Origin of the sequence: Myxococcus sp. AM009 (assembly GCF_013372605.1) — a bacterium.
In the GTDB taxonomy this organism is placed as follows: Bacteria; Myxococcota; Myxococcia; order Myxococcales; family Myxococcaceae; genus Myxococcus; species Myxococcus vastator.
This window is the reverse complement of the sequence record NZ_JABXEP010000037.1, coordinates 22707-42515: the sequence shown is the minus strand read 5'-3', so window position 1 is coordinate 42515 and position 19809 is coordinate 22707. Positions and strand designations below refer to the sequence as shown.

The following is a 19809-nucleotide window of genomic DNA, read 5'->3' as shown; positions in this document are numbered from 1 at the left end:
GTCTAGACGAACCACGAAGAAACGAGAGCCTCGTCTCTCCGTAAATCGCACAGCGCCTGAGCGCGCCCGTCATTCAGCCGCGGACGCACCGTCCTGTGCCTCGCTCAGGCACGGCTCGGCATACACGACCTCCACGTATGAAGTGCGCCTGCCAGTAAGCACCGCCAACTGGCCGCACGCACAATAGGTCTCCCCAACCCAGGTCGTGTGACTCGCGTCGCTGTAATAGTTATACAAGGCATTCTCGACACAGAGAAAGTCAACGTCATCGCCCTGGGGCGCTTCTGACTGCCCTGCCTCGGAAACGCTCTCACCAGCGCCCAGCAGCAGTCCCATCGACATCAAAAGCACAGCGGAAAGTCCGGCCATGGTCCCTCCCAGCAGAGTGAAATGGGACCGTACGCAATTCCAGACGAGACAGCAATCACAGCAAACCGCAATCGACACTACTCAACACTCACACCTCACGCAACCCGTCCCTCACCCGGTTCACGCCCATTGCAGACACCTGTACTTGAACCTTCTCGCCTGACTTGAATCAACCCAAAGATTGACACGAAGGAGCCATCACTCCCAGTGTGAGGCCGCCGCCGCCCGTGGCGACCCGGAGAGCGCGTGGGTATGCGCGAGCGCATTGTCACTCACACATCGACGCGAATCGCCTGCCATCGTCCCACTCACGATGCACAACGCAAAAGGAACTTTCCATGCCGAAGTCGAATCAATCCGCGCCGTCTGTCTTTCTCCGCGGCCTGTTGCCAGCGCTCGCCGCGCTCGCCGTGGCCGTCGCCGCGCCGGACGCCAGCGCGTACTCGGCGATCTACGGCGGCGGCCCGTTCTACTCCGGCGGGACCGCGGTGATGAACGACCTGCGCGGCTCGGGCTTCACCACGGTCATCCTCTGGAGCTTCCACATCGAGGAGAACGGCGACCTCATCTACAACGACATTCCGGTGGTCAAGAACGGCGCCTACATGGGTGATCCGGCCTGGCCGGCCCGCCTGGCCACGCTCAAGACCGCGCCGACCTCGGTCAACCGCATTGAAGTGTCGACGGGCGCCTGGGGCGTTCCGGACTTTGAACGCATGAGCAGACTGGTCAACGGCACCGCCCCCGGCTGCGGCACCACCATCGTCTGCGGCACCGGCACCCACAGCATCCTGTACAGGAACTTCCAGGCGCTGAAGACCGCCACCGGCGCCGACGCGGTGAACTTCGACGACGAGAGCGCCTACGACCTGGCCCCGACCACGGCCTTCAGCCAGATGCTCATCGGGATGGGCTACAAGATCACCTTCGCGCCGTACACCCAGCAGACGTTCTGGCGGAACCTCAAGAACAACCTCGGCAGCGCGGTCGATAGAATCTACCTCCAGGTCTACGCTGGCGGCGCCGGCAACAACCCCGCGAGCTGGAACACCGCGATGGGCATGACGGTCGCTCCGGGCCTGTGGTCCAGGCATGGCAGCGGCTGCGCGTCGGGCGACAGCCCCTCCGTGGTGCAGACCCGGATGAGCAACTGGAAGGCCAGCGCGGGCATCAGCGGCGGCTTCATGTGGTTGTACGACGACATCCAGAAGTGCAGCGCGCAGGGGACCAGCGCGCAGTACGCGGCGGCCATCAACACCGCCGTCAGCGGCAACACCCCACCGGTGGCGAACTTCAGCGTCACAGTCAGCAGCCTCACCGCGACCTTCAGCGATGCGTCCACCGACGCAGACGGCACCATCACCTCACGCGTCTGGAACTTCGGCGACGGCAGCACCTCCACCGCGACCCACCCTTCGCGCACCTACGCGAGCCCTGGCAACTACAACGTCACCCTGACCGTCACCGACAATGGCGGCGCGAGCCATGGCAACTCCCAGACGGTGTCGGTCGGCTCGGGCTACGCCAACCTGGCGCTGAACAGGCCCACCACCAGCTCAGCGCCCTGCAACAGCAGCGAATCAGCGGCCAAGGCGGTCAACGGCAGCGTCTCGGGTGGCACCACCGACAAGTTCTGCTCGCTGGCCTCGCCGGCCTGGATGCAGGTCGACCTCGGCTCGGCGCGGACCGTCAGCAGCTTCACGCTCAAGCATGCGGGCGCGGGGGGTGAATCGACGAGCTGGAACAGCCGGGCGTTCACCATCCAGACCTCGAGCGACGGCTCCACGTGGAGCACGCCCGTCACGGTGAGCAACAACACCGGCAGCAGCTCGACCCATGCCATCACCGCGGCGTCGGCGCGCTACATCAGGCTCAACGTGACGACGCCGACGCAGAGCGGCGACCCCGCGACGCGCATCTACGAGTTCGAGGTTCGCTGACTTTCGAACACGAAGCGGGCCCTGGTCGCCGCCAGGGCCCCAGGAGCCGGGCGTGCCGAGCGCGTGCTGCCGGGGGCCGCTCCAGGGCCTACCTTCCGTGTGCCGTCTCTCGACGCCTGCTCGGCAGCACCGTGGCGGGCATCGAGGTCCTTATCGCGGGGGTCGTCATGGAGCGCCTCTTCACTCGCGCTGTCCGGCCCGCGCTGGCGCTGGGTGCCTGGCCCCGTTGGCTCCGCTACACGTTGCCGGGAGCGTGGGGCGCCCTGCTCTTCGCGTGCCTGGCCTTCACGCCCTCCCTGTTGCCGCGCAGCGGGCCCTTCCAGGGCTTCGTCAGCGGCCTCAGCGCGGCCATGGGCTACGGGCTGGGGGTGCTGGGCGCCTGGCTGTGGCGCGAGTTCTCCCCACGTCCGGCGAGGACGCCGAGTCCTCGCGCGTGGCGGGGCTTCTTCGTGACGGCGCTCGTGGCGCTGTCCGGCGCGCTGCTGCTGGGCTGGCACTGGCAGCAGCGCATCCGGGAGCTCATGGGCGCTCCACACCCGGGCAGCGCGGGCTACCTGGTCGCACCCGTCGTCGCGGCGGCCTTCTTCATCCTGCTCATCGCCGCGGGACGGGGGCTGCGCGCGGTGTACCGCCGGTTGGACGCGCGGCTCGTCCGGCATATCGGCCCTCGCGCGGCCCGCGCGACGAGTGGACTGGCGGTGGTGGTGCTCACCGCGCTGGTGGCGAGCGGCGTGCTGTGGGATGGGCTCATCGCGCTGGCGGACCAGACCCTGAGCGTGCGGGACGCGACGACCGACGAGGGCGTGTTCCAGCCCCGCACCGCCCTGCGCTCCGGCGGCCCCAGCTCCCGGGTGAGCTGGGAGTCGCTGGGACGGGAGGGCCGCAACTTCGTCGGCGGGGGCCCCGCCATGGCCGACCTCGCCGCGTTCGAGGGGGCGGCCGTGAAGGAGCCGATTCGCGTGTACGCCGGCTACGCCTCCGCGCCGGACGCCGAGGCGCGGGCCACGCTCGCCGTCGAGGACCTCGAGCGCGCCGGCGGCTTCGACCGGGCCTACCTGCTGGTCGTCACCACCACGGGCAGTGGCTGGGTGGTGCCCGAGGCCGTGGACGCCTTCGAGTACCTGACCCGGGGTGACTCCGCGATTGTCGCCATGCAGTACTCCCACCTGTGGTCCTGGCTCTCCGTCCTGGTGGACCAGGAGCGGGCGCGTGAGTCGGGCCGGGCGCTCTTCGACGTCGTCTACGAGCGCTGGTCCAGGCTCCCCGAGGGCCACCGGCCGAAGCTGCTGGTGTTCGGCGAAAGCCTGGGCTCCTACGGCGGGGAGACGGCGTTCAGCGGCGAGCGGGACCTGGCCAATCGCACCGATGGCGCGCTGTTCGTGGGGCCGCCGAACTTCAACACCCTGTATCGCGAGTTCACGGACCACCGGGACGCGGGCAGCCCAGAGATTGCGCCCGTCTATCGGAACGGACGCATCGTTCGCTTCAGCCGGCGCCCTGGAACGGACCTTCCTCCCGCGTCCGCCCCGTGGGGGGACTCCCGGGTGCTGTACCTGCTCCACCCCTCGGACCCCATCATCTGGTGGAGCCCCCGGCTCTTGTTGCAGCGGCCGGACTGGCTGCGGGAGCCTCGCGGCCACGATGTCCTGGGCGCGATGGTGTGGCTCCCTTTCGTCACGTTCTGGCAGGTGACGGCCGACCTGCCACTGGGGATGGAGGTGCCCGCCGGCTACGGCCACGTGTACACCGGCGAGCACGTGGACGCCTGGGTCGCGCTCCTGCGCCCCGAAGGCTGGACCGACGAGCAGACGGCGCGGCTGCGGGGAGTCCTGCGCGCTCGCGGAGGCGGCTAGACTCACGCTCCGAAAATGGGCACGGGAGCGCGAGCCAGCAGCGAAGTCGTGGGCGAAGGAGCAGCGGGTGCGTCCACCCTGGACGGCGCCCCCTCACCGCGCGCCGCCTCCCACGAGGCGCCCGTCTTCCCCGTGCCCGGCTGGGAGCGCTACCAGGGGGTGCGCTTCCTCGGCCAGGGTGGCATGGGGCAGGTCTTCCTCGCGTATGACCCACGGCTGCGCCGCCATGCCGCGCTCAAGTTCGTCCGGGGTGGAGACTCCGGGCTCACCCGGCGCATGCTGTCCGAGGCCCGCGCCCAGGCCCGCGTCGACCATGAGCGCGTCTGCCAGGTGTACGAGGTGGGCGAGGTCCAGGGACACGCCTTCATCGCCATGCAGTACGTGGACGGCCTGCCGCTGAACCAGCTCACGGACGCGCTCACCGTGGAGCAGGTGGCCCTGCTGCTGCGGGACGCCGCCGAAGGCGTCCACGCCGCGCATCGGGCCGGCCTCATCCACCGCGACCTCAAGCCCGGCAACATCCTCGTCGAGCGCACCGGGGACGGCCGCCTCAAGCCCTACGTCATGGACTTCGGGCTGGCGCGCGACCGGACGGAGCAGGGCCTCACGGCCACCGGCGCGGTGCTCGGCACGCCGCACTACATGGCCCCGGATCAGGCCCGAGGAGAGGTGTCCCGGCTGGACCGGCGCGCGGATGTCTACAGCCTGGGCGCCACGCTCTACACGGCGCTGACGGGGCAGCCGCCCATTCCGGGCGACAACGGGCTGGAGGTGCTCAGCAACATCGCCACCGTCGAGCCCCGCCCGCCGCGCGCGCTCAACCCGGCCCTGCCCGTGGACCTGGAGGCCATCGTCCTCAAGTGCCTGGAGAAGGACCGCGCCGCCCGCTACGACTCCGCGCGAGCCCTGGGCGAGGACCTGGACCGGTTCCTCGCGGGCGAACCCGTGCGCGCGCGCGCCACCGGCCCGGGCTACCGGCTGCGCAAGGCGCTGCGCAAGCACCGCGTCGTGGTGGGCGTGGCCTCCGCGGCGCTGCTCACCGTGGCGCTCGCCGCCGCCCAGGTCGCCCTCACCCGCCAGGAGGCCCTCCGGCGCGAGCACCTCTCGCGCCGGTTCACTGAGCGCGTCGAGCGCATCGAGTCCCTGGCCCGCTACTCCGGCCTCTCGCAGCTCCACGACATCCGCGCCGACCGCGAGGTCCTCCGCGGCCACATGCAAGCGCTGGAGGCGGAGATTCACGAAGCCGGCGCGCTGGCCGTGGGTCCGGGCCACTACGCCCTGGGACGCGGCGCGCTGGCGCTCGGCGACGTGGCCCAGGCCCGCGAGCACCTGGAGGCCGCCTGGAGCCAGGGCGTCCGCGAGCCCCGCGTCGCCTGGGCCCTGGCCCTGGTGATGGGGCACCTGTACCAGGAGCAGCTCCTGGAGGCCGAACGCCTGCGCGTCCCGGAGCAACGCGAGTCGCGCAAGCAGGACATCCAGCGGAAATACCGCGCGCCCGCGCTGGAGTGGCTGCGCCAGAGCCACGGCGCCGACGTGCCCTCCCCCGAGTACGTCGCCGCGCTGCTGGCCTTCTATGAGGACCGGCTGGACGAGGCCCTCACCCAGCTCGACGCGATGAAGGACCGCCTCCCCTGGTTCCATGAGGCCCCGCTGCTCCGGGGCGACATCCTCCAGGCCCGCGCCACCCGGCGATGGAACCAGGGGGACCGGGAGGGCGCGCTGGCCGACTTCGAGGCCGGCCGCCGCGCCTACGCCGCCGCCGCCGCCACGGGAGAGAGCGTGCCCGAGGTCCATCGCTCGCTGGCGCGGCTCGAGTACACCGCGATGGTGATGGAGCTCTACAGCCGGGGGGAGGTCCTCCCGGCATTCACGCGCGGGCTGGAGGCCGTCACCCGCGCGCTCCAGGCGGACCCGGACTTCGGGCTGGCGCGCGTCCTGGAGGCGCGCTTCCACAACCGGCTGGCGGAGCACCGCATGAGCCGGGGCGGTGATGTGGAGGCGTCGCTCGACAAGGCGCTCACGGCCGCGCGCGCCGCCATGCAGCAGGTGCCCGAGCCACCCCGCGCGCGCATGGAGCAGGTCCAGAGCCTCTGGCGTCGCGCCCGCGCCCTCCAGGCCCGGAGCCTGGACCCCAGCGCCCCACTCCGACAGGCCAGGGCGTTGCTGGAGAGCATCCCCGAGAAGGACCAGGACTACGAGTTCCACGCCACCCGGGGCCTCGTCTTCAAAATCCAGGCGGACTACGACGACGAGAAGGGCGAGGACTCGCGCGGCCACCGCGCGGAGGCCATCACGGCCTATCGCGAGGCCATCCGGCTGGACGAGCGGCTGCCGGACGCGTGGATCAACCTGGGCATCGCCTACCTCACCCGTGCCACGCGGCCACGCGCCGAAGCGCCCCTGGAAGACCTGGAGCAGGCCCGCGTCGCGCTGGACACCTCGCGCAAGCTCAACCCGCGCAACTACGTGCCCTACTTCCTGGGCGGCACGCTGCACCTGGAGCTCGCCCAGCGGCGCAGGAATCAGGGAGGAGCCGAGGGGCCCGACCTCGCCACCGCGCTGGCGTTCTTCGACGGCGGCCTGCGCATCAACGCCCGCATCGCCCAGCTCCACAACGGCCGCAGCGCGGTCCTCCTGGAGCAGGCGCGAGCGGCGTGGGACTCCGGCGGCGCGCCCCTGCCCCTCCTGGAGCTGGCCGTGCAGGCCGCGCGGCAGGCCATCCAAGTGGCGCCCCAGCAGGGCTTCGGCCACCACAACGTCGGTGAGGCGCACGCCGAGCGCGCCACGTACCTCGCGCGCTCTGGCGAGGACCCACGTCCCGACCTCCAGGCGGCCGAGGCGGCCTACCAGCAGGCCAGCGCGCTGATTCCAGGCGGCGCGCACTATCCGGCCAGCCTGGCCCGCGTCCATGTCCGGCGAGCGGCCTACGCGCTGGAGCACGCGGGCGAGCCACGCGCGAGCCTCGACCGGGCCGAGGCCGCCCTGCGCCAGGCCTTCGAGCGCGGCCCCCGGGAGCCCCTTGCGTGGCTCGTCCAGGGCGAAGCGCGTGGGCTGCGGGCCCGCTGGCTCGCACGCCAGCAGCGCGCACGCGCCGAGGACTTCGAGGAGGCCACACGCTCTTTCGAGAAGGCGCTCGAATTGGAGCCCCAGCGCCTGGACTACCGCGTCGCCTTCGGCCACTTCTGCCGCGAATGGGCCGCGTGGCGGAGGACAGCGGGACTGGAGCCCCGCCCCGCCCTGGAGCGGGGCCTCACGCTGGCGGACGAGGTCCTGGCCGCGCGCCCTCGCTGGGAGGACGCGCTGCGCCTGCGCACCCGCCTGCGTGACGCGGCTGGGAGCCTGGAGACCTCGGGCGGCCCCTCAGCTCACTGACACACCTTGCCGCCCGGGCCAGGGTCTGTCCCCACCTCCAGCGTCCCGGTCCGCGAGTCATCCGGCAGCTCGGGGCACCCCTCCACGGCGGTCACGGTGTACGTGCCCACGACGATGAGGGGCATGTCCTCCTCCTTCTCGGGGAGCAGCGACAGGGGCGGTTCTATCTCGGGTCCATCCACCTTGATGACCACCTCCGTCTGACAGGTATTGAGGAACCGCACGGTGCCTCCCTTTGAGAGGCAGTGGTCCGGGGTGAAGTGGAGTCCGTGGGCATCGACCTGGACCTTCACTTCGCGATGAAAACAATCGCAGGAAGCGGACTCCGGCAGCGTCTCCTGCGCGGCCTCGGAGGTGTCGCCGACCATGAGCCCCGCGAACGGAAGCCCTAGCACCAGGCCCGGCACCATGACGCGGGTCAGGACATGCCGCATTCGACTGCGCACCACCTCACTTGGATTCATCACAGGGCTCCCAGGTAGACCTCATGCACAGCGAGCCTAAACGAGTCCAAGCTCCTTCACGCGCCGCCCCAACGCTCGCTTCGACACCTGGAGGCGCCGGGTCATCGCATCGAGGTCACCCTTGCAATCGTGGAAGCAGCGGGTGATTTCCTCGGCGCTCAACGCTCCAGCGGTCCGCAGGGTCGGGCTTTTCTCTATCAAGTCATAGATGGAGGAGCGGTGGATGCCGAGCTGATCGGCCGCGGCCTGGAAGTCCCAATCATTGTCACGGAGGGCGGTCAGCAGCTCCGCCTCGAGAATCTCGGAGGGCTTGCGGCGGGAAGTGGCCCGGGGGTGCGCGGGAGCTGGAGCGCTGGCGGGCCGTCCCGGAGGTGCCACCTTCGCCAGGGCCAGCACCTGTTCGAGCTCCGCGTCGAGCCGCAGGCACGGCTGGCCACGGTTGCCGATGACGAGCTGCCGCACCACGTTGCGCTGCTCGCGGATGTTCCCCGGCCACGGGTGGCCCATCAGCCGCGCGGCCAGCGCCGGCGGAAGCCAGGGCTCCACGTGAGGCTCCGGGGGCTCCAGGCGCCACGCCTCCGCCAGCGCCTCCAACTCCGCGCGAGCGAAGTGGCGGAACAACAGCCCGATGTCCTCGCGCCGCTCCCGCAGCGGCGGCACGCGGATGGAGTAGCCGGCCAGCCGGTGCAGCAGCGGCGCCTTGAAGCGCCCCGCCTGAATCTGTTCCTCCAGGTGCGCATCCGTCGCGGCGACGAGCCGCACGTCCACGGTGATGGGCGCGCGGTCGCCCACCGCGTAGAGCTGCCCCGTCTCCAGGACGCGGAGCAGCATCACCTGGACCTCGGGAGGCGCCTCGCCTACCTCATCCAGGAACAGCGTCCCCTCATGGGCGGCCTGAAAGAAGCCGGGCTGGTCTCTCACCGCGCCGGTGAAAGCCCCCTTGCGCGCGCCAAACAGCTCCGCGGCCGCCAGCTCGCGAGGAATGGCGCCCAGATTCACGCTGACGAAGGGCTTGTCCCTGCGCGTACCTTGCTGGTGGATGGCCCGGGCAATCAGCTCCTTGCCGGAGCCCGTCTCGCCGCGAACGAGCACCGGCACGCAGAGGTCCGCCACCTGGGTGATGTGCTGGCGCACGCGCTGGAGCCCCATGCTGCCGCCCACCATGTCCAGCGCGTCCTCGTCCTCCCGCGCCGTGGGGTCCGCCAGGTGCAGCACCAGCAGCACGCGCCCGGCCAGCTCCAGCGCTACCCCCATGGCCACCTCCGCCGACGACAGCTCCCTCGGCTCGCGCAGCACCTCGCCGCCAATGACCACACGACTCCCTTCGCTCGGCTCCAGCCGGATGCCCCCCTCCGCGCCCGGCGCGAAGGTGAGCGGCTTGCGGCTCAGATAGGGGTCGGCCAGGTGCAGGCCCAGCGCGCCCCCGGGCCGCATGAAGTCCGGCGCGTTGCGGGACAGGCGCACCTGGCGGCCCGCCATCAGCGCATCCAACAACAGCCGCTCACCCACGCGGCGCATCTGCGGGTGCGAGGCGACGGTCAGCGCGGGGACGAGCCGCGAGCCCTCCGTGGAGAGCGGGCGTTGGGAGGCATCGGCCGTGGAGTGGTCCCACGCCGGGGGACGGGGCTGGGAAGGCACGTCCCGGAGCAAAGCAGACTTCATGCCCCCGTGGGCGCCTGACCACGCGGGAAGGTGGATGTCCAGGGCACCAGACGGGCGCCGGTCCAGGTTGCCGTGGGTGTTCATCCCATGCCCGCTGCGTTAGCGTGGAGCCCCATGCGAAACGAGGAATCCGTCTCGGGGGCCGATGAAACGCGGCAAGTGCGCACCGTAGAGGAACAGGCCGGCACCGCGTCCCCCAGGCTCGCCCTGAGGGACCTCCTCATGTCCGTGCTGGCGCTGGCCAGCCTCGTCCCCATCCTCTATGTGGAGATGTCGGGGCTGCGCTGGCCGGAGCCGCGCTTTCAGGTGCTCGCGGCCATTGACCTGGGCTTCATCTGCATCTTCCTGGGGGACTTCCTCTGGGGCCTTTTCCGGGCGGAAAACCGGACCGCGTTCCTGCGCAGCCGCTGGTTCGAGCTGCTCGGCCTGGTGCCCTTGTACGCGGAGGCGTTCAGCCTGCTCCGCGTCACCCAGTTGCTACGACTGGCGCGCGTGTTGCGGTTGCTGCGAGTGGTGTCCTCATACCGCCGCATCCGCTCGATCGCCGTGCTGGACGCGCTCCTCAACCGCTACAAGCTGGGACACACGATCCTCATCGCCTCGGCGGTGGTGCTGGGCATGGGCACCGTCGTGTGGATGCTGGAGCGGGACACCAACCCCGCGTTGTCGACGTTCCAGGATGCGATCTGGTGGGCCATCGTCACCGCGACCACCGTGGGATACGGTGACATCACCCCGCAGACGGGGCTGGCGTGCGTCTGCGCCACGGTGCTGATGCTGATGGGCATTGGCCTCATCGGCATGGTGGCGTCCAGCCTGAGCAATGCCCTCCTCGCGGCGGACAACGAGACGGCCGAGCTCTCCGCGCCGAGCCTGGCGTCCGAGTTGGAGCGGCTGACCGCGCTCCGGGAGCGCGGCCATCTCACGGAGCAGGAGTTCACCGCCGCCAAGCGCAAGCTGCTCACCTGAAGCGAGCGCGTGACACATCCCTGGGCTCGAGGAAGGAGCCCCAGCCCCCAAGAAAGTCCGAGCGGACGAGGCGAAGTGGGCGAGGTCATTCGTGGACGGAGACTCGGACTCCATGAAGAGCTCCCAGAACACGCTCGACGCCACCGTGAACGGGACCGAGCCTTAGAAGCCGAAGCCGCTCGAACGCGCCGCGGTGTACGTTAGCGAGCCCTGGCAAGAGTGTCCGAGCGTCGTCCCACACCCAGCCATCGGTGACGTTGCGACGCATGGTCTCCAACGAGATGTCCGCGTAGGGCTTGCCGAGGAGCTTCGCCGTCCCCCAGAAGATGCCGTGGAAGGCGCTCATCTCCACGATGGGCACGAGGAAGCTGCGCCCACCTCCGTCCGGCGCGCTCCAGATGGCGCGGCGAGGCGGGTGCACGAGCTCCGGAATGAGGAGCCGGGGCTCCGCGGGAACGGCCTCGACGCACTCCTCGGACGCCAGGGGGGCGTCCGCGGGCGCCGCGCCTGCATCGCCTCCTGAGACGAGCCCGAGCACGAAGAGGAGACCTGCGACGTGTTGCACGGAGAACGGCTTCATGGCGTGCATCGGGCGCTAATGGTCCCCGGGAGCGAGTGCACGCACCAGCCGCCGAGTCACTGTCCCTGTGACATGCTGTGAACTCCACTTGACGCGTGGCTCCACCAGGCCCTGCGAGGAGGTTCCATGGAGCGTCGCCCCCTGGGAAGGACGGGACTGCAAGTGTCCGTGCTCGGCTTTGGTGCCGGACACGTGGGGGGGCCGGCGCTCGCGGAAGCGGAGGCCGCCGCGCTGCTGCACGGCGTCCTGGATGCGGGCATCAACCTCATCGACACGGCGCCCGGCTATGGGGCGTCGGAAGAGCGCATCGGCCGGCACTTGCGGGGGCGCCGCTCCGAGTTCGTCCTCTCCACCAAGTGCGGCTACGGCGTGCCAGGCGTGGAGGACTGGACGCCCGAGTGCATCACCCGTGGCGTGGACCAGGCCCTCATGCGCTTGCGCACCGACGTGCTTGACGTGGTGCATTTCCACTCGTGCCCGCTGGAGGTGCTCCAGCGCCCCGGGCTCGTGGAAGCGCTGGTCCGTGCAGTCGAAGCGGGCAAGGTTCGCGCCGCGGCCTACTCCGGTGACAACGCCGCGCTGGAGTACGCGCTCGAGACGGGTGCCTTCGCCGTGGTCCAGACGTCCGTCAACCTGTTCGACCAGCGCGCCATCGAACGGGGCGTCGCGTGGGCACGAGCGCGGGGCATGGGGGTCATCGCAAAGCGTCCTCTGGGGAATGCGCCCTGGCGCTTCGCGGAGCGTCCCAGCGCGCATGACCTCGGTGAGTACTGGCACCGGATGCGGACGTTGGCGCTCGACTCGCGCGGCCTGGACTGGAGCGATGTGGCCTTGCGCTTCGCCGCACACGTCCCTGGCGTCTCCACCTGCATCGTGGGCACCGGGCGGCTGGAGCATCTGCGGCGGAACATCCAGGCGCTGGAGGAGGGCCCTCTGCCCTCCGACTTCGTGGAGGCCCTCCGCGACGCGTTCCGTCGGTGTGGTGCGGGTTGGGATGGGCTGATTTGAGGCTGCACGCCAGCGGTGCCCCACGGAGGGGACGGCTCGATGCAGCCTTTCATGTGTTCCGGGGTGTCCGCCCATCCAGAAGAAGGCCGGGCCCCCTCGCATCTCCGCGAGGAACCCGTGACAATCCACGAAATGAACCTGCGACTCTCGATACGCTCCCTGTTGATACTCTCCCTCGCAGTCGCTCCCGCACTTTCTGGCTGTGGTCCCGATGACGTCGTTCCGACGCCGGACGCGGGCCTTCAGTCCGACGCGGGCACCGAGCCTGACGCGGGCACCGAGCCTGACGCGGGCACCGAGCCTGACGCGGGCACCGAGCCCGACTCGGGCACTGAGCCCGACGCAGGCACCGAGCCCGACTCGGGCACTGAGCCCGACGCGGGCACCGAGCCTGACGCGGGCACCGAGCCTGACGCGGGCACTGAGCCTGACGCGGGCACTGAGCCCGACGCAGGCACCGAGCCTGACGCGGGCACTGAGCCCGACGCAGGCACCGAGCCCGACGCGGGCACTGAGCCCGACGCAGGCACCGAGCCCGACGCGGGCACTGAGCCCGACGCAGGCACCGAGCCTGACGCGGGCACTGACCCGGACGCGGGCACTGAGCCCGACGCAGGCACCGAGCCTGACGCGGGCACTGACCCGGACGGGGGTACCGAGCCGGATCCATTCTCCGTCTGCGAGGGCGAGTGCCAGGAGACCGCAATCACGATTCAAATGGGCGGAAACCAGCGCGACTTGACCAGCGCCTACTTCGGCTACGAAGAGCCGGAGAACTCTGAGGATCCGTGGGAGCTGTGGATCGAGCTCAACAACGGCGCGCCGGGTGAGTGCCCTACCGAGATTTCGCCGCTCCCACCGCAGCTTGTCAATGTCTACTCAGTAAGGGTGCCGGTGGACGCAACGCCGCAGGTGGGCTCCGCGCCAGGCGAGCCGCGAGCGACGCTCGTCGACTTCGAGGGCGTGCTAACGACGGCGTACTTTCTGCACAGCACGAGCCTCACATTCACGCCCGTGGCGGCCTCGCTCTGCCCTACCTGCGTCCTGGACGGCACCCCTCCCGAGTCGCACTTCGTGGCCTTCGACGTGAACGGCATCTACGAGAATGGCGCCCTCACCGGTCACGGGTACGCCACCTACTGCCCCACGCTCGACTCCTTCAAGCGCAGGAAGTGACCGCGGTCCGGCTCTCCTGACGGTGAGCCGGACCTGCCCGGGCCCCTGACACGGGGGCCTGGGCGCACCGGTCGGAAGTCCATCCGCGATGGGTGGAGCGCTCGCCACAGCACGAGGAGCACCGCATGCCGCCGGTTCCGGGGGCGGAGCAAGCCCCCGTGGTACAGCCGGAACTCCCGCTGCTGTAGCAAGACGATGCGTCCGCGATGTACCGGATTGTCCCCACGCCCGGAGCCACTCCGGGGAGCCCGCTTTGAAGGCGCCCGGGCGCGGCATGTCCTGTCGGTAGGCCCTCAGCCCCAGCGGTCTTGCTGGAGCTCCTGAAGGCGAGCCTTGATCTTCGCCTCACGTTGACCATCCGTCCTCGCCATGGACAGGTGGCGCATCGTGACCTGCTTCGCCACCTTGTCGAGTTCGTCCGCGGGCAGCTTCGGGACTGGATGAAGGACTCCATGCGGCTGGCCGCCGTCACCTTCCAATCCGGGGCCGCGGCAGTCGCCTTCGTCGAGTTCGACGTGGCACTCTTTGCAGAGGAGGATGAGCCCATGCCCAGCAGACTTCGCACGGCATGAAAGACAGGCTGTCGGTTCGTGATAGCCACGGCGCACCCCAATGCATACGAGTTGGAGGAACTCTAGGGCAGACATTCGGCGGGAGGACTCGTGGGAACCCCATACACCGCCTGACATTGTGAAATCCCAAACGCTGTCTGACCCAGCCCGCAGGGCACTATCTGAAAGCGCACGGCGCGGCGGACTACACCGCGCCGCGTGCAGGTCCTTGATTTCCCAAGAGCCAGTGTGCGCCAACGGCCCAGCCAGGGAACACCCGGCCAGGCATTGGCGAAACCTGCTCGTCGATCACCGCGAGACGCCGCGTGAGCGCCGGTGTGAACGGCTCCGCGATGCGGGTCCAGGTGCTGCTGAGCCCAATGTCCGCAGGCCTCCTGCTCCGACTTGGAGCGCAGCGAGAGGAAGAACACCATCTGCCGCCATGCATAGGCGGCGTTCTTCACGTTGCGGAGCCGGTGCTGGTATCGCGAGACATCGCGCAGGATCAACCGGAACACGCGCTCGAAGCACCGGCGGGCCAGTTCGGGCAACCGCGGGCGCAGCGTTCGCGTGAGACCCAGCGCATCGAACACGACGGCGAGGTTGTGCGTGGTCGGGATTTTCGCCTGCTCGATAATCATCCCGTTGCCGCTGTCCCGTGAGCCTGATGGCCCCCGGCTTGGGCACGTGCCAGGCAGCGTTGGGCGAAATGGCTGCCTTGAACGAAAGCCGCGGCACGCCGCGCCGCCTCGTCGAACTTCGGCGAGAACGCGTTCATGAAGATGTCCGCCGCCAGCTCCTGATGTCCAGGCGCAGGTGGACTCGCTTGAGTTGCTTCGTGGTTTTCGCCACGGACTGGAGATGGACGTGGAGCCCGTCTTCGGGGGAGGACGCGTGTAGGGGACCGGGTAGCACCGCAGTCAGGAGAAGAAGGGCGCCAGCTCCTCAATCATCGTGCGTGCCTGCTCGGCGGCGCCGTGGCGCGGCAGTCATGCGGCGACCAGGAGGACACCTTCCTCGGGGACGTCGACGCGGTAGGCTCCGGTGACCAGCATGTCCCCGAGCAACGTCAGTCCCTCGTCACTGAGGAAGTACGCGTTGAGTGCCGCGCGCGGGTTGTGGCTGGCGCTGAGGCCAAGCTCCTTCAACCACGCTTGCTCATGCCCCGCGGTCGGGCGAATGCCTTCTCTGGGCGAAGGCTGCCCGTCGCTTCCGGTACACGGAGGGCACCGGAGGAAACAGGAGGCGAAGAAAAAGCCCAGCATCCGCTCCGGAACGCTGAGCTGCTGAGTGTGGAGGCGGCGGGAATCGAACCCGCCGCTCCGCGAGGCCTGTCAGGCCCTGTGGAAGGCCTTGGCGAAGAAGTTTTCGACGCGCGACTTCTCCGGCGCGATGGCGTTCGCGGGCGAGGCCACGCTCGTGGCGCCAGCGAGCGCGGGGCGCAGACCCGCCGCGATGCCCGGCTGCATGTGGTGACGCAGGTCGAGCGCCACGTCGGCCTTCACGTGCGTGCCCAGGCCCGCGGCGGCGTTGACGTCCGCGGAGTGCTTGAGGAAGCCATTCTCCAGGCCGAGCTTGCCGCCCGCCTGGGCCGCCGCGCCCGCCACCACGCCCCCGGTGACCGAGCCGTGCAGCCGGCCCACGTGCCCCCCCGCGGTGCCGTACGCGCCCGCCGTGGCGGACGCGCCCACCTGCCCTGAGAGCAACGCCGTGCCCGTCTTCGGGTCCAGGCTGGCCACGCCCTCGGCGTAGGCGGAGGCAGAGGCCTTGGCCTCACCCTTCACGTACCCGCCCACGTGCCGGTTGAAGTCGTGGCTCGCGCTCGCCGTGACGCCCACGCCCGTCTCCGCCTTCGCCGTCAACGCGGCCGTGTAGGCGTGCTCGTTCCTGTCGAGCGACACACCCGCCTGGGCCTGCCCCTTGAAAGAGTTGGCCTCGGCGGAGACCTGGCCGCTGGTCACGCCCAGCCGGCCCGCGTGCGTCTTCTGCATTTCGTAGCCGGCGTACGGCCCACGCAGCTCGGCCTGGGCCGAGTAGTGGCGCACGCCACCGCCGCTGTAGCTCGCGGTGGAGGCCTGCATCGAGCCCACGTTGCCGCTCACCGTGCCGCCGAAGGTGTCCTTCTGGAAGGGGCTGCCCGGCTTGTCGACGAACATCGTCTGCTTCGCGGCCGCGGGCGCCGTGAGCCTGTTGTCCCCACCGCTCACCATCACGTCCGACGCCCGGCCCGTGCTCAGCTCCCAGGGGCTGTAGGAAGGCGCCCCCTCGGGCATGCCCGGGTGCTTCAGGGGCTTGGGCTCCGTGGCCGCCGGCGCATTCGCGCCAGGCAGGGTCCCCGTGGGCCTGGTGGCCGTCGCGGCGGGAGGAGTCGCCGTGGGCCGGTTGGTCGTCGCCGTGGGCGTCGAGGTGGGGAACGTGGAAGCGCGCGCCGGCAGCGTGGACTGGGGCGGCTTGGAGGAAGGGAACGTCGCGGAGCGGGGCGGGGTCGAACCGATGCGGCGGGCCATGGGAGACTCCTCGGGAGGTCGGTGAAGGGGTCAGGACTGCGATGACCTGCCCCACTGCAGCCGACATGCCACGCCCATGTCGAACGATATGGCCAATGCGCCCCTGTGGTTTCAAGGAGTTGGGAGGAGGGGCCTCGCGAGTGGTGCACGGCCCCTGGTGACGGCAGACACCAGGGACCGGACGGCGGTCATCAGACCTCGGGGACGACGCGCGTGCGCCCACCACGCCTCCGTTCAGCGCCGGGGCGTGCGCGACTTCTCGCTGCTCGCGCGGCGCGCCCGGACAGGCGGCGCGGGCGCTTCTGGCTCGCTGTCGGGCAGCGCGTTGAGTTCCCCGTTGAACGACTCCCGGTAGTCCGTGGCCCAGAACAGGGAGGCGAAGACGGGAAAGACGAACAGGCCCCCGGCGATGCCGCCCGAGGGGCGCGCCCCGCGAGCGAGCGCCTTCAGCCGTTCAGCACCACGGCCAACCCGTGGGAGAAGGGCTGGGCGGAGGCGAAGCGAGGAGGGATTGCCCAGCTTCCGTCCGAGCGCACGTAGCCGAACAGGTCATCCTGCTTCACGACCGCCAGCCCTTCCGAAAACGTACCTATGACCGCCTGGAAGCGGGGCTCGATGACCACGGCCCCCGTCCGGTCGATGAAGCCATAGCGGCCCTTCACCTTCACGGGCGCCAATCCCTCGCGGAACACGCACTCCGACAGGTACGTGTCGCCCCAAGGCGACAACGTGGGCTCCAGCACCCAGGCGCCGGACTCGTCCACGAAGCCGAACTTCCCACTCTCCACGACCAGCGCCAGCCCGTCCGAGAAGCGCCCCATCGTCTTGAAGCCAAAGCTGACGAGGCACTCGCCCTTGGGGTCGATGAGCCGGCTCTGCTCCGTCTTGGGACGGTCCTTCAAGACGACGTGCGCCTTGCCATTGACGAACTCCCGGGCAAGCCCTCCGGCGAACCCGTCCAGCACCACCTCGCCCTTCCGGTTGATGTACGCATCGGAGCCCTTCGCCCCCGTACGCATCACCGGCGCGAGCCCCGCGCCGAAGCGCCCCACATTCACATACGTCGCCCCGGCGACGACGTACTTCGTGAAGTTCGCCTTGAAGGCCACGGGCAACACGAGCTCGCCTGTTTCGTCGATGAAGCCCTCGTCCGTCAGGGCCAGCCCATCACAGAAGCCGGTGAAGGCGCGCTTCACCTGCAGCTTGGGCTGCCCCTTCACGTTGATGAAGACCCAGCCCTTCTCGGCCGGCATGCGGGCCCAGCCCTCGTTGAAGCTGAAGGGCGTGCCATGGGGGCTGGGAATGACCAACTCCCCCTTCGTATCAATGAAGCCGTAGCGCGTGGCGGGCATGGCGCGGACCCTAACGACCGCGGCCGCGACCGTCTACACACATGGCCGCATGTACGAGTGGCGGCAGCGAGTGGGGCCGGACATCCCCGTTTGTCCGTACGCCGCTGGCGACCGGCACGCGCGCCTGCGGCCTGGTACGAAGTGCGGTGCCTGCCTGGCGTGCATCCCGCCGGCGCGGCGAGGATGCGCGGCATGGGTGATTTCTACGCGGACGTCCTGGACCACGTCGGACGCCCACCCCGAGAGTTCGGCTCCGTCCACCTGCACGTGGAGCCCGTGATTCGCAATCCGCTCGGGCAGGCCACCGCCGTCGTGTGGCTCCAGGCCGCCTTCGAGCCCCCCGCCGCCACCCCGTCGTCCGTGCTGATGATGGGCCGGCAGAAGCAGGGCTCCGAGCACCGGATGCTGGGCCAGTTCCCGCTGCCACCTCTCGAGGGAGGCCGCGTGGTGCGGTGTCGGCTTCCGCTCGAGCTGCCCCCGGAGTTCGATGAGGTCCACTTCCAGGTGGCGTCGAGTCTTCACCCCAATGCCGGGCGCGTGCGGCCCGCGTGGAAGCTCTTCGACACCCTGGAGATTCCGAAGGAGAGCGACATGAAGGCGGTGTCGAGCGAGGTCTCCATGGGAGTCGACCTCGGGGAATCGCTGCTCGACACCGTGCCTGTCATGGCGCCGCAGGTCCTGAAACCTCTTCGGACCTGCTACGCCTGCGGCTTCGATGGCCCGCGAGAGGAGTATGAGCGCGCCACGATGTGTCCCCGGTGTGACGCGGCGTGGATGTAGGCACGTCAGGGGAACCCGCTGGCGCTTGGAGATGCTGAGCCACTCAGTCGGACCGTTCGTCGCGGGGCTCACGGCCGTGGGGGGGCCATTCCCCATACCGGCGATGGGGCCTCCCCGGTTGAGGTAGAACGGGCGCATGCTCCACTCGCGTCGTCTCGTCCTGGCCCTCGGGTCCGTTGTCGCGGTCGTCACCGCCTGCAGTTCGTCGGATCCAGTCCCGGACCGTCCGAACATCCTGCGCTTTGAAGCAGCCCCCGCGACCATCGCTCCGGGAGTGCCCGCCGAGCTGTCCTGGGAAGTCACCGGCGCGAAGGACCTCTCCATCGATTACGGCGTGGGTGAGGTGAGCGGGAGCTCGGTGCAGGTCCGCCCGACAGCGACGACGACGTACACACTCACGGCGACCAACGAGAGCGGCAGCACCACCGCGAGCACCACGGTCGCCGTGAGCACGTCCGATGGGACGAACCTCTCCGGGAGCCTCACGACGCGCACCCTGACGCGCGCGGGCTCGCCGTATCAGGTGACCGGTGACCTGACGGTGCCCGCGGGGAGCCGGCTCACCATCGAGCCCGGCGTCCAGCTCATTTTCATGGGACACCACAAGCTCGCCGTGCATGGGCGAATCACCGCGCAGGGCACGTCGGACAGCCCCATTGTCTTCACCGCCAGCAATCCCTCCCAGGGCTGGGCCGGACTGCGGCTGGCGGCGACTTCGGACGCCGGGGAGGACTACCTCGAACACTGCATCTTGGAGTACGGCAACAAGGTCGACGGCGAGAACGGCGCGGGCGCGGAGGGCTCTTATTCCGAGAACGCCGGTGGCGCGCTTTGGATTGGCTCACGCGCGAACGTGAACCTGAACCACAACGAGTTCCGCTTCAACAAGGCGCCCGCGTTCGGCGGCGCGCTGATGCTGATTGCGCCGACCAGCTCGGGGGTCGCCACCGGGAACATCTTCCACGGAAACGAGTGCACCGGTCCGCGAACCCAGTTCGGAGGCGTGGGCGGGGCGGTCAACACCGCGCACCTCCCGGCCAGCAACCAATGGACGTTCCGCGGCGGAGAGTTCCGCAACAACAGGGCACCGGAGGGCGGAGCGCTCTACTTCTTCGACAGCAACGTGGTCCTCGACGGGATTGCGCTGTCTGGGAACACCCCCCAGAACTGGGCGACGCCGGAGCCACACCGGCTGACGGTCATCAACACGCCGAGGTAGCTGGGGC

At 69.7% G+C, this 19809-nt stretch carries 17 protein-coding genes; 9 read left to right on the top strand and 8 right to left on the bottom strand.

The window, feature by feature from the left end:
• Positions 1-69: 69 nt before the first annotated feature.
• Positions 70-369 (bottom strand): hypothetical protein, encoded by a 300-nt coding sequence (locus HV824_RS12125; protein ID WP_176409524.1) that lies wholly within the window; start codon positions 367-369, stop codon positions 70-72.
• 338 nt (positions 370-707) lie between these two features.
• On the opposite strand from HV824_RS12125, the gene HV824_RS12120 reads away from it, so the two are divergent.
• The 3 genes from HV824_RS12120 to HV824_RS12110 all read left to right on the top strand — a co-directional run bounded on the left by HV824_RS12120 (position 708) and on the right by HV824_RS12110 (position 7534).
• Positions 708-2309, top strand: a complete 1602-nt coding sequence (locus tag HV824_RS12120; RefSeq protein WP_176423329.1) for a PKD domain-containing protein — start codon at positions 708-710, stop codon at positions 2307-2309.
• A gap of 131 nt (positions 2310-2440) precedes the next feature.
• Complete coding sequence (locus HV824_RS12115; RefSeq protein ID WP_368738049.1) at positions 2441-4162, top strand: alpha/beta hydrolase; 1722 nt, start codon at positions 2441-2443, stop codon at positions 4160-4162.
• Positions 4163-4210: 48 nt separating this feature from the next.
• Positions 4211-7534 carry a serine/threonine-protein kinase gene (locus HV824_RS12110; protein WP_176423328.1) on the top strand — a complete coding sequence of 1108 codons (3324 nt, stop codon included), beginning with the start codon at positions 4211-4213 and terminating at the stop codon, positions 7532-7534.
• Here HV824_RS12110 and HV824_RS12105 read toward each other — a convergent pair.
• Positions 7528-7968 (bottom strand): hypothetical protein, encoded by a 441-nt coding sequence (locus HV824_RS12105; protein WP_176417762.1) that lies wholly within the window; start codon positions 7966-7968, stop codon positions 7528-7530. The two genes, HV824_RS12110 and HV824_RS12105, sit on opposite strands and share 7 nt — an antisense overlap.
• Before the next feature lie 66 nt (positions 7969-8034).
• Entirely contained in the window at positions 8035-9660 is a 1626-nt protein-coding gene (locus HV824_RS12100; protein ID WP_176423327.1) for a sigma 54-interacting transcriptional regulator, read from the bottom strand.
• 159 nt (positions 9661-9819) lie between these two features.
• Here HV824_RS12100 and HV824_RS12095 point away from each other — a divergent pair, with 159 nt between their 5' ends.
• Positions 9820-10629: an ion transporter gene (locus tag HV824_RS12095; RefSeq protein WP_176423326.1), complete on the top strand. Its 810-nt coding sequence runs from the start codon at positions 9820-9822 to the stop codon at positions 10627-10629.
• Between the two features lie 85 nt (positions 10630-10714).
• Here the strand turns inward: HV824_RS12095 and HV824_RS12090 are convergent, their stop codons facing one another.
• Positions 10715-11209 carry a hypothetical protein gene (locus HV824_RS12090; protein ID WP_255207974.1) on the bottom strand — a complete coding sequence of 165 codons (495 nt, stop codon included), beginning with the start codon at positions 11207-11209 and terminating at the stop codon, positions 10715-10717.
• Between the two features lie 126 nt (positions 11210-11335).
• On the opposite strand from HV824_RS12090, the gene HV824_RS12085 reads away from it, so the two are divergent.
• From HV824_RS12085 to HV824_RS12075, 3 genes are all read left to right on the top strand, one after another.
• Positions 11336-12217, top strand: a complete 882-nt coding sequence (locus HV824_RS12085) for an aldo/keto reductase (RefSeq protein WP_176417759.1) — start codon at positions 11336-11338, stop codon at positions 12215-12217.
• Between the two features lie 132 nt (positions 12218-12349).
• On the top strand, positions 12350-13393 hold the full coding sequence (locus HV824_RS12080) for a hypothetical protein (RefSeq protein WP_176417811.1): 1044 nt from the start codon (positions 12350-12352) through the stop codon (positions 13391-13393).
• 308 nt (positions 13394-13701) lie between these two features.
• Positions 13702-13965 (top strand): hypothetical protein, encoded by a 264-nt coding sequence (locus HV824_RS12075; RefSeq protein ID WP_176423316.1) that lies wholly within the window; start codon positions 13702-13704, stop codon positions 13963-13965.
• A gap of 62 nt (positions 13966-14027) precedes the next feature.
• On the opposite strand, the gene HV824_RS37360 is transcribed toward HV824_RS12075, so the two are convergent.
• The 4 genes from HV824_RS37360 to HV824_RS12060 all read right to left on the bottom strand — a co-directional run bounded on the left by HV824_RS37360 (position 14028) and on the right by HV824_RS12060 (position 17803).
• Positions 14028-14585: a hypothetical protein gene (locus HV824_RS37360; RefSeq protein WP_255207973.1), complete on the bottom strand. Its 558-nt coding sequence runs from the start codon at positions 14583-14585 to the stop codon at positions 14028-14030.
• A 348-nt stretch (positions 14586-14933) separates the two neighbouring features.
• On the bottom strand, positions 14934-15092 hold the full coding sequence (locus HV824_RS37355) for a hypothetical protein (protein ID WP_255207972.1): 159 nt from the start codon (positions 15090-15092) through the stop codon (positions 14934-14936).
• A 186-nt stretch (positions 15093-15278) separates the two neighbouring features.
• Positions 15279-16451, bottom strand: a complete 1173-nt coding sequence (locus tag HV824_RS12065) for a hypothetical protein (RefSeq protein ID WP_176417757.1) — start codon at positions 16449-16451, stop codon at positions 15279-15281.
• A gap of 446 nt (positions 16452-16897) precedes the next feature.
• Positions 16898-17803, bottom strand: coding sequence for a WG repeat-containing protein (locus HV824_RS12060; RefSeq protein WP_176417756.1), 906 nt, complete (start codon positions 17801-17803; stop codon positions 16898-16900).
• Positions 17804-17995: 192 nt separating this feature from the next.
• Between HV824_RS12060 and HV824_RS12055 the strand changes: the two genes are divergently transcribed.
• Both HV824_RS12055 and HV824_RS12050 read left to right on the top strand, forming a co-directional pair.
• Positions 17996-18583 carry a hypothetical protein gene (locus HV824_RS12055; protein WP_176423325.1) on the top strand — a complete coding sequence of 196 codons (588 nt, stop codon included), beginning with the start codon at positions 17996-17998 and terminating at the stop codon, positions 18581-18583.
• Positions 18584-18719: 136 nt separating this feature from the next.
• Positions 18720-19802, top strand: a complete 1083-nt coding sequence (locus HV824_RS12050) for a hypothetical protein (protein ID WP_176417754.1) — start codon at positions 18720-18722, stop codon at positions 19800-19802.
• Positions 19803-19809: the final 7 nt, after the last annotated feature.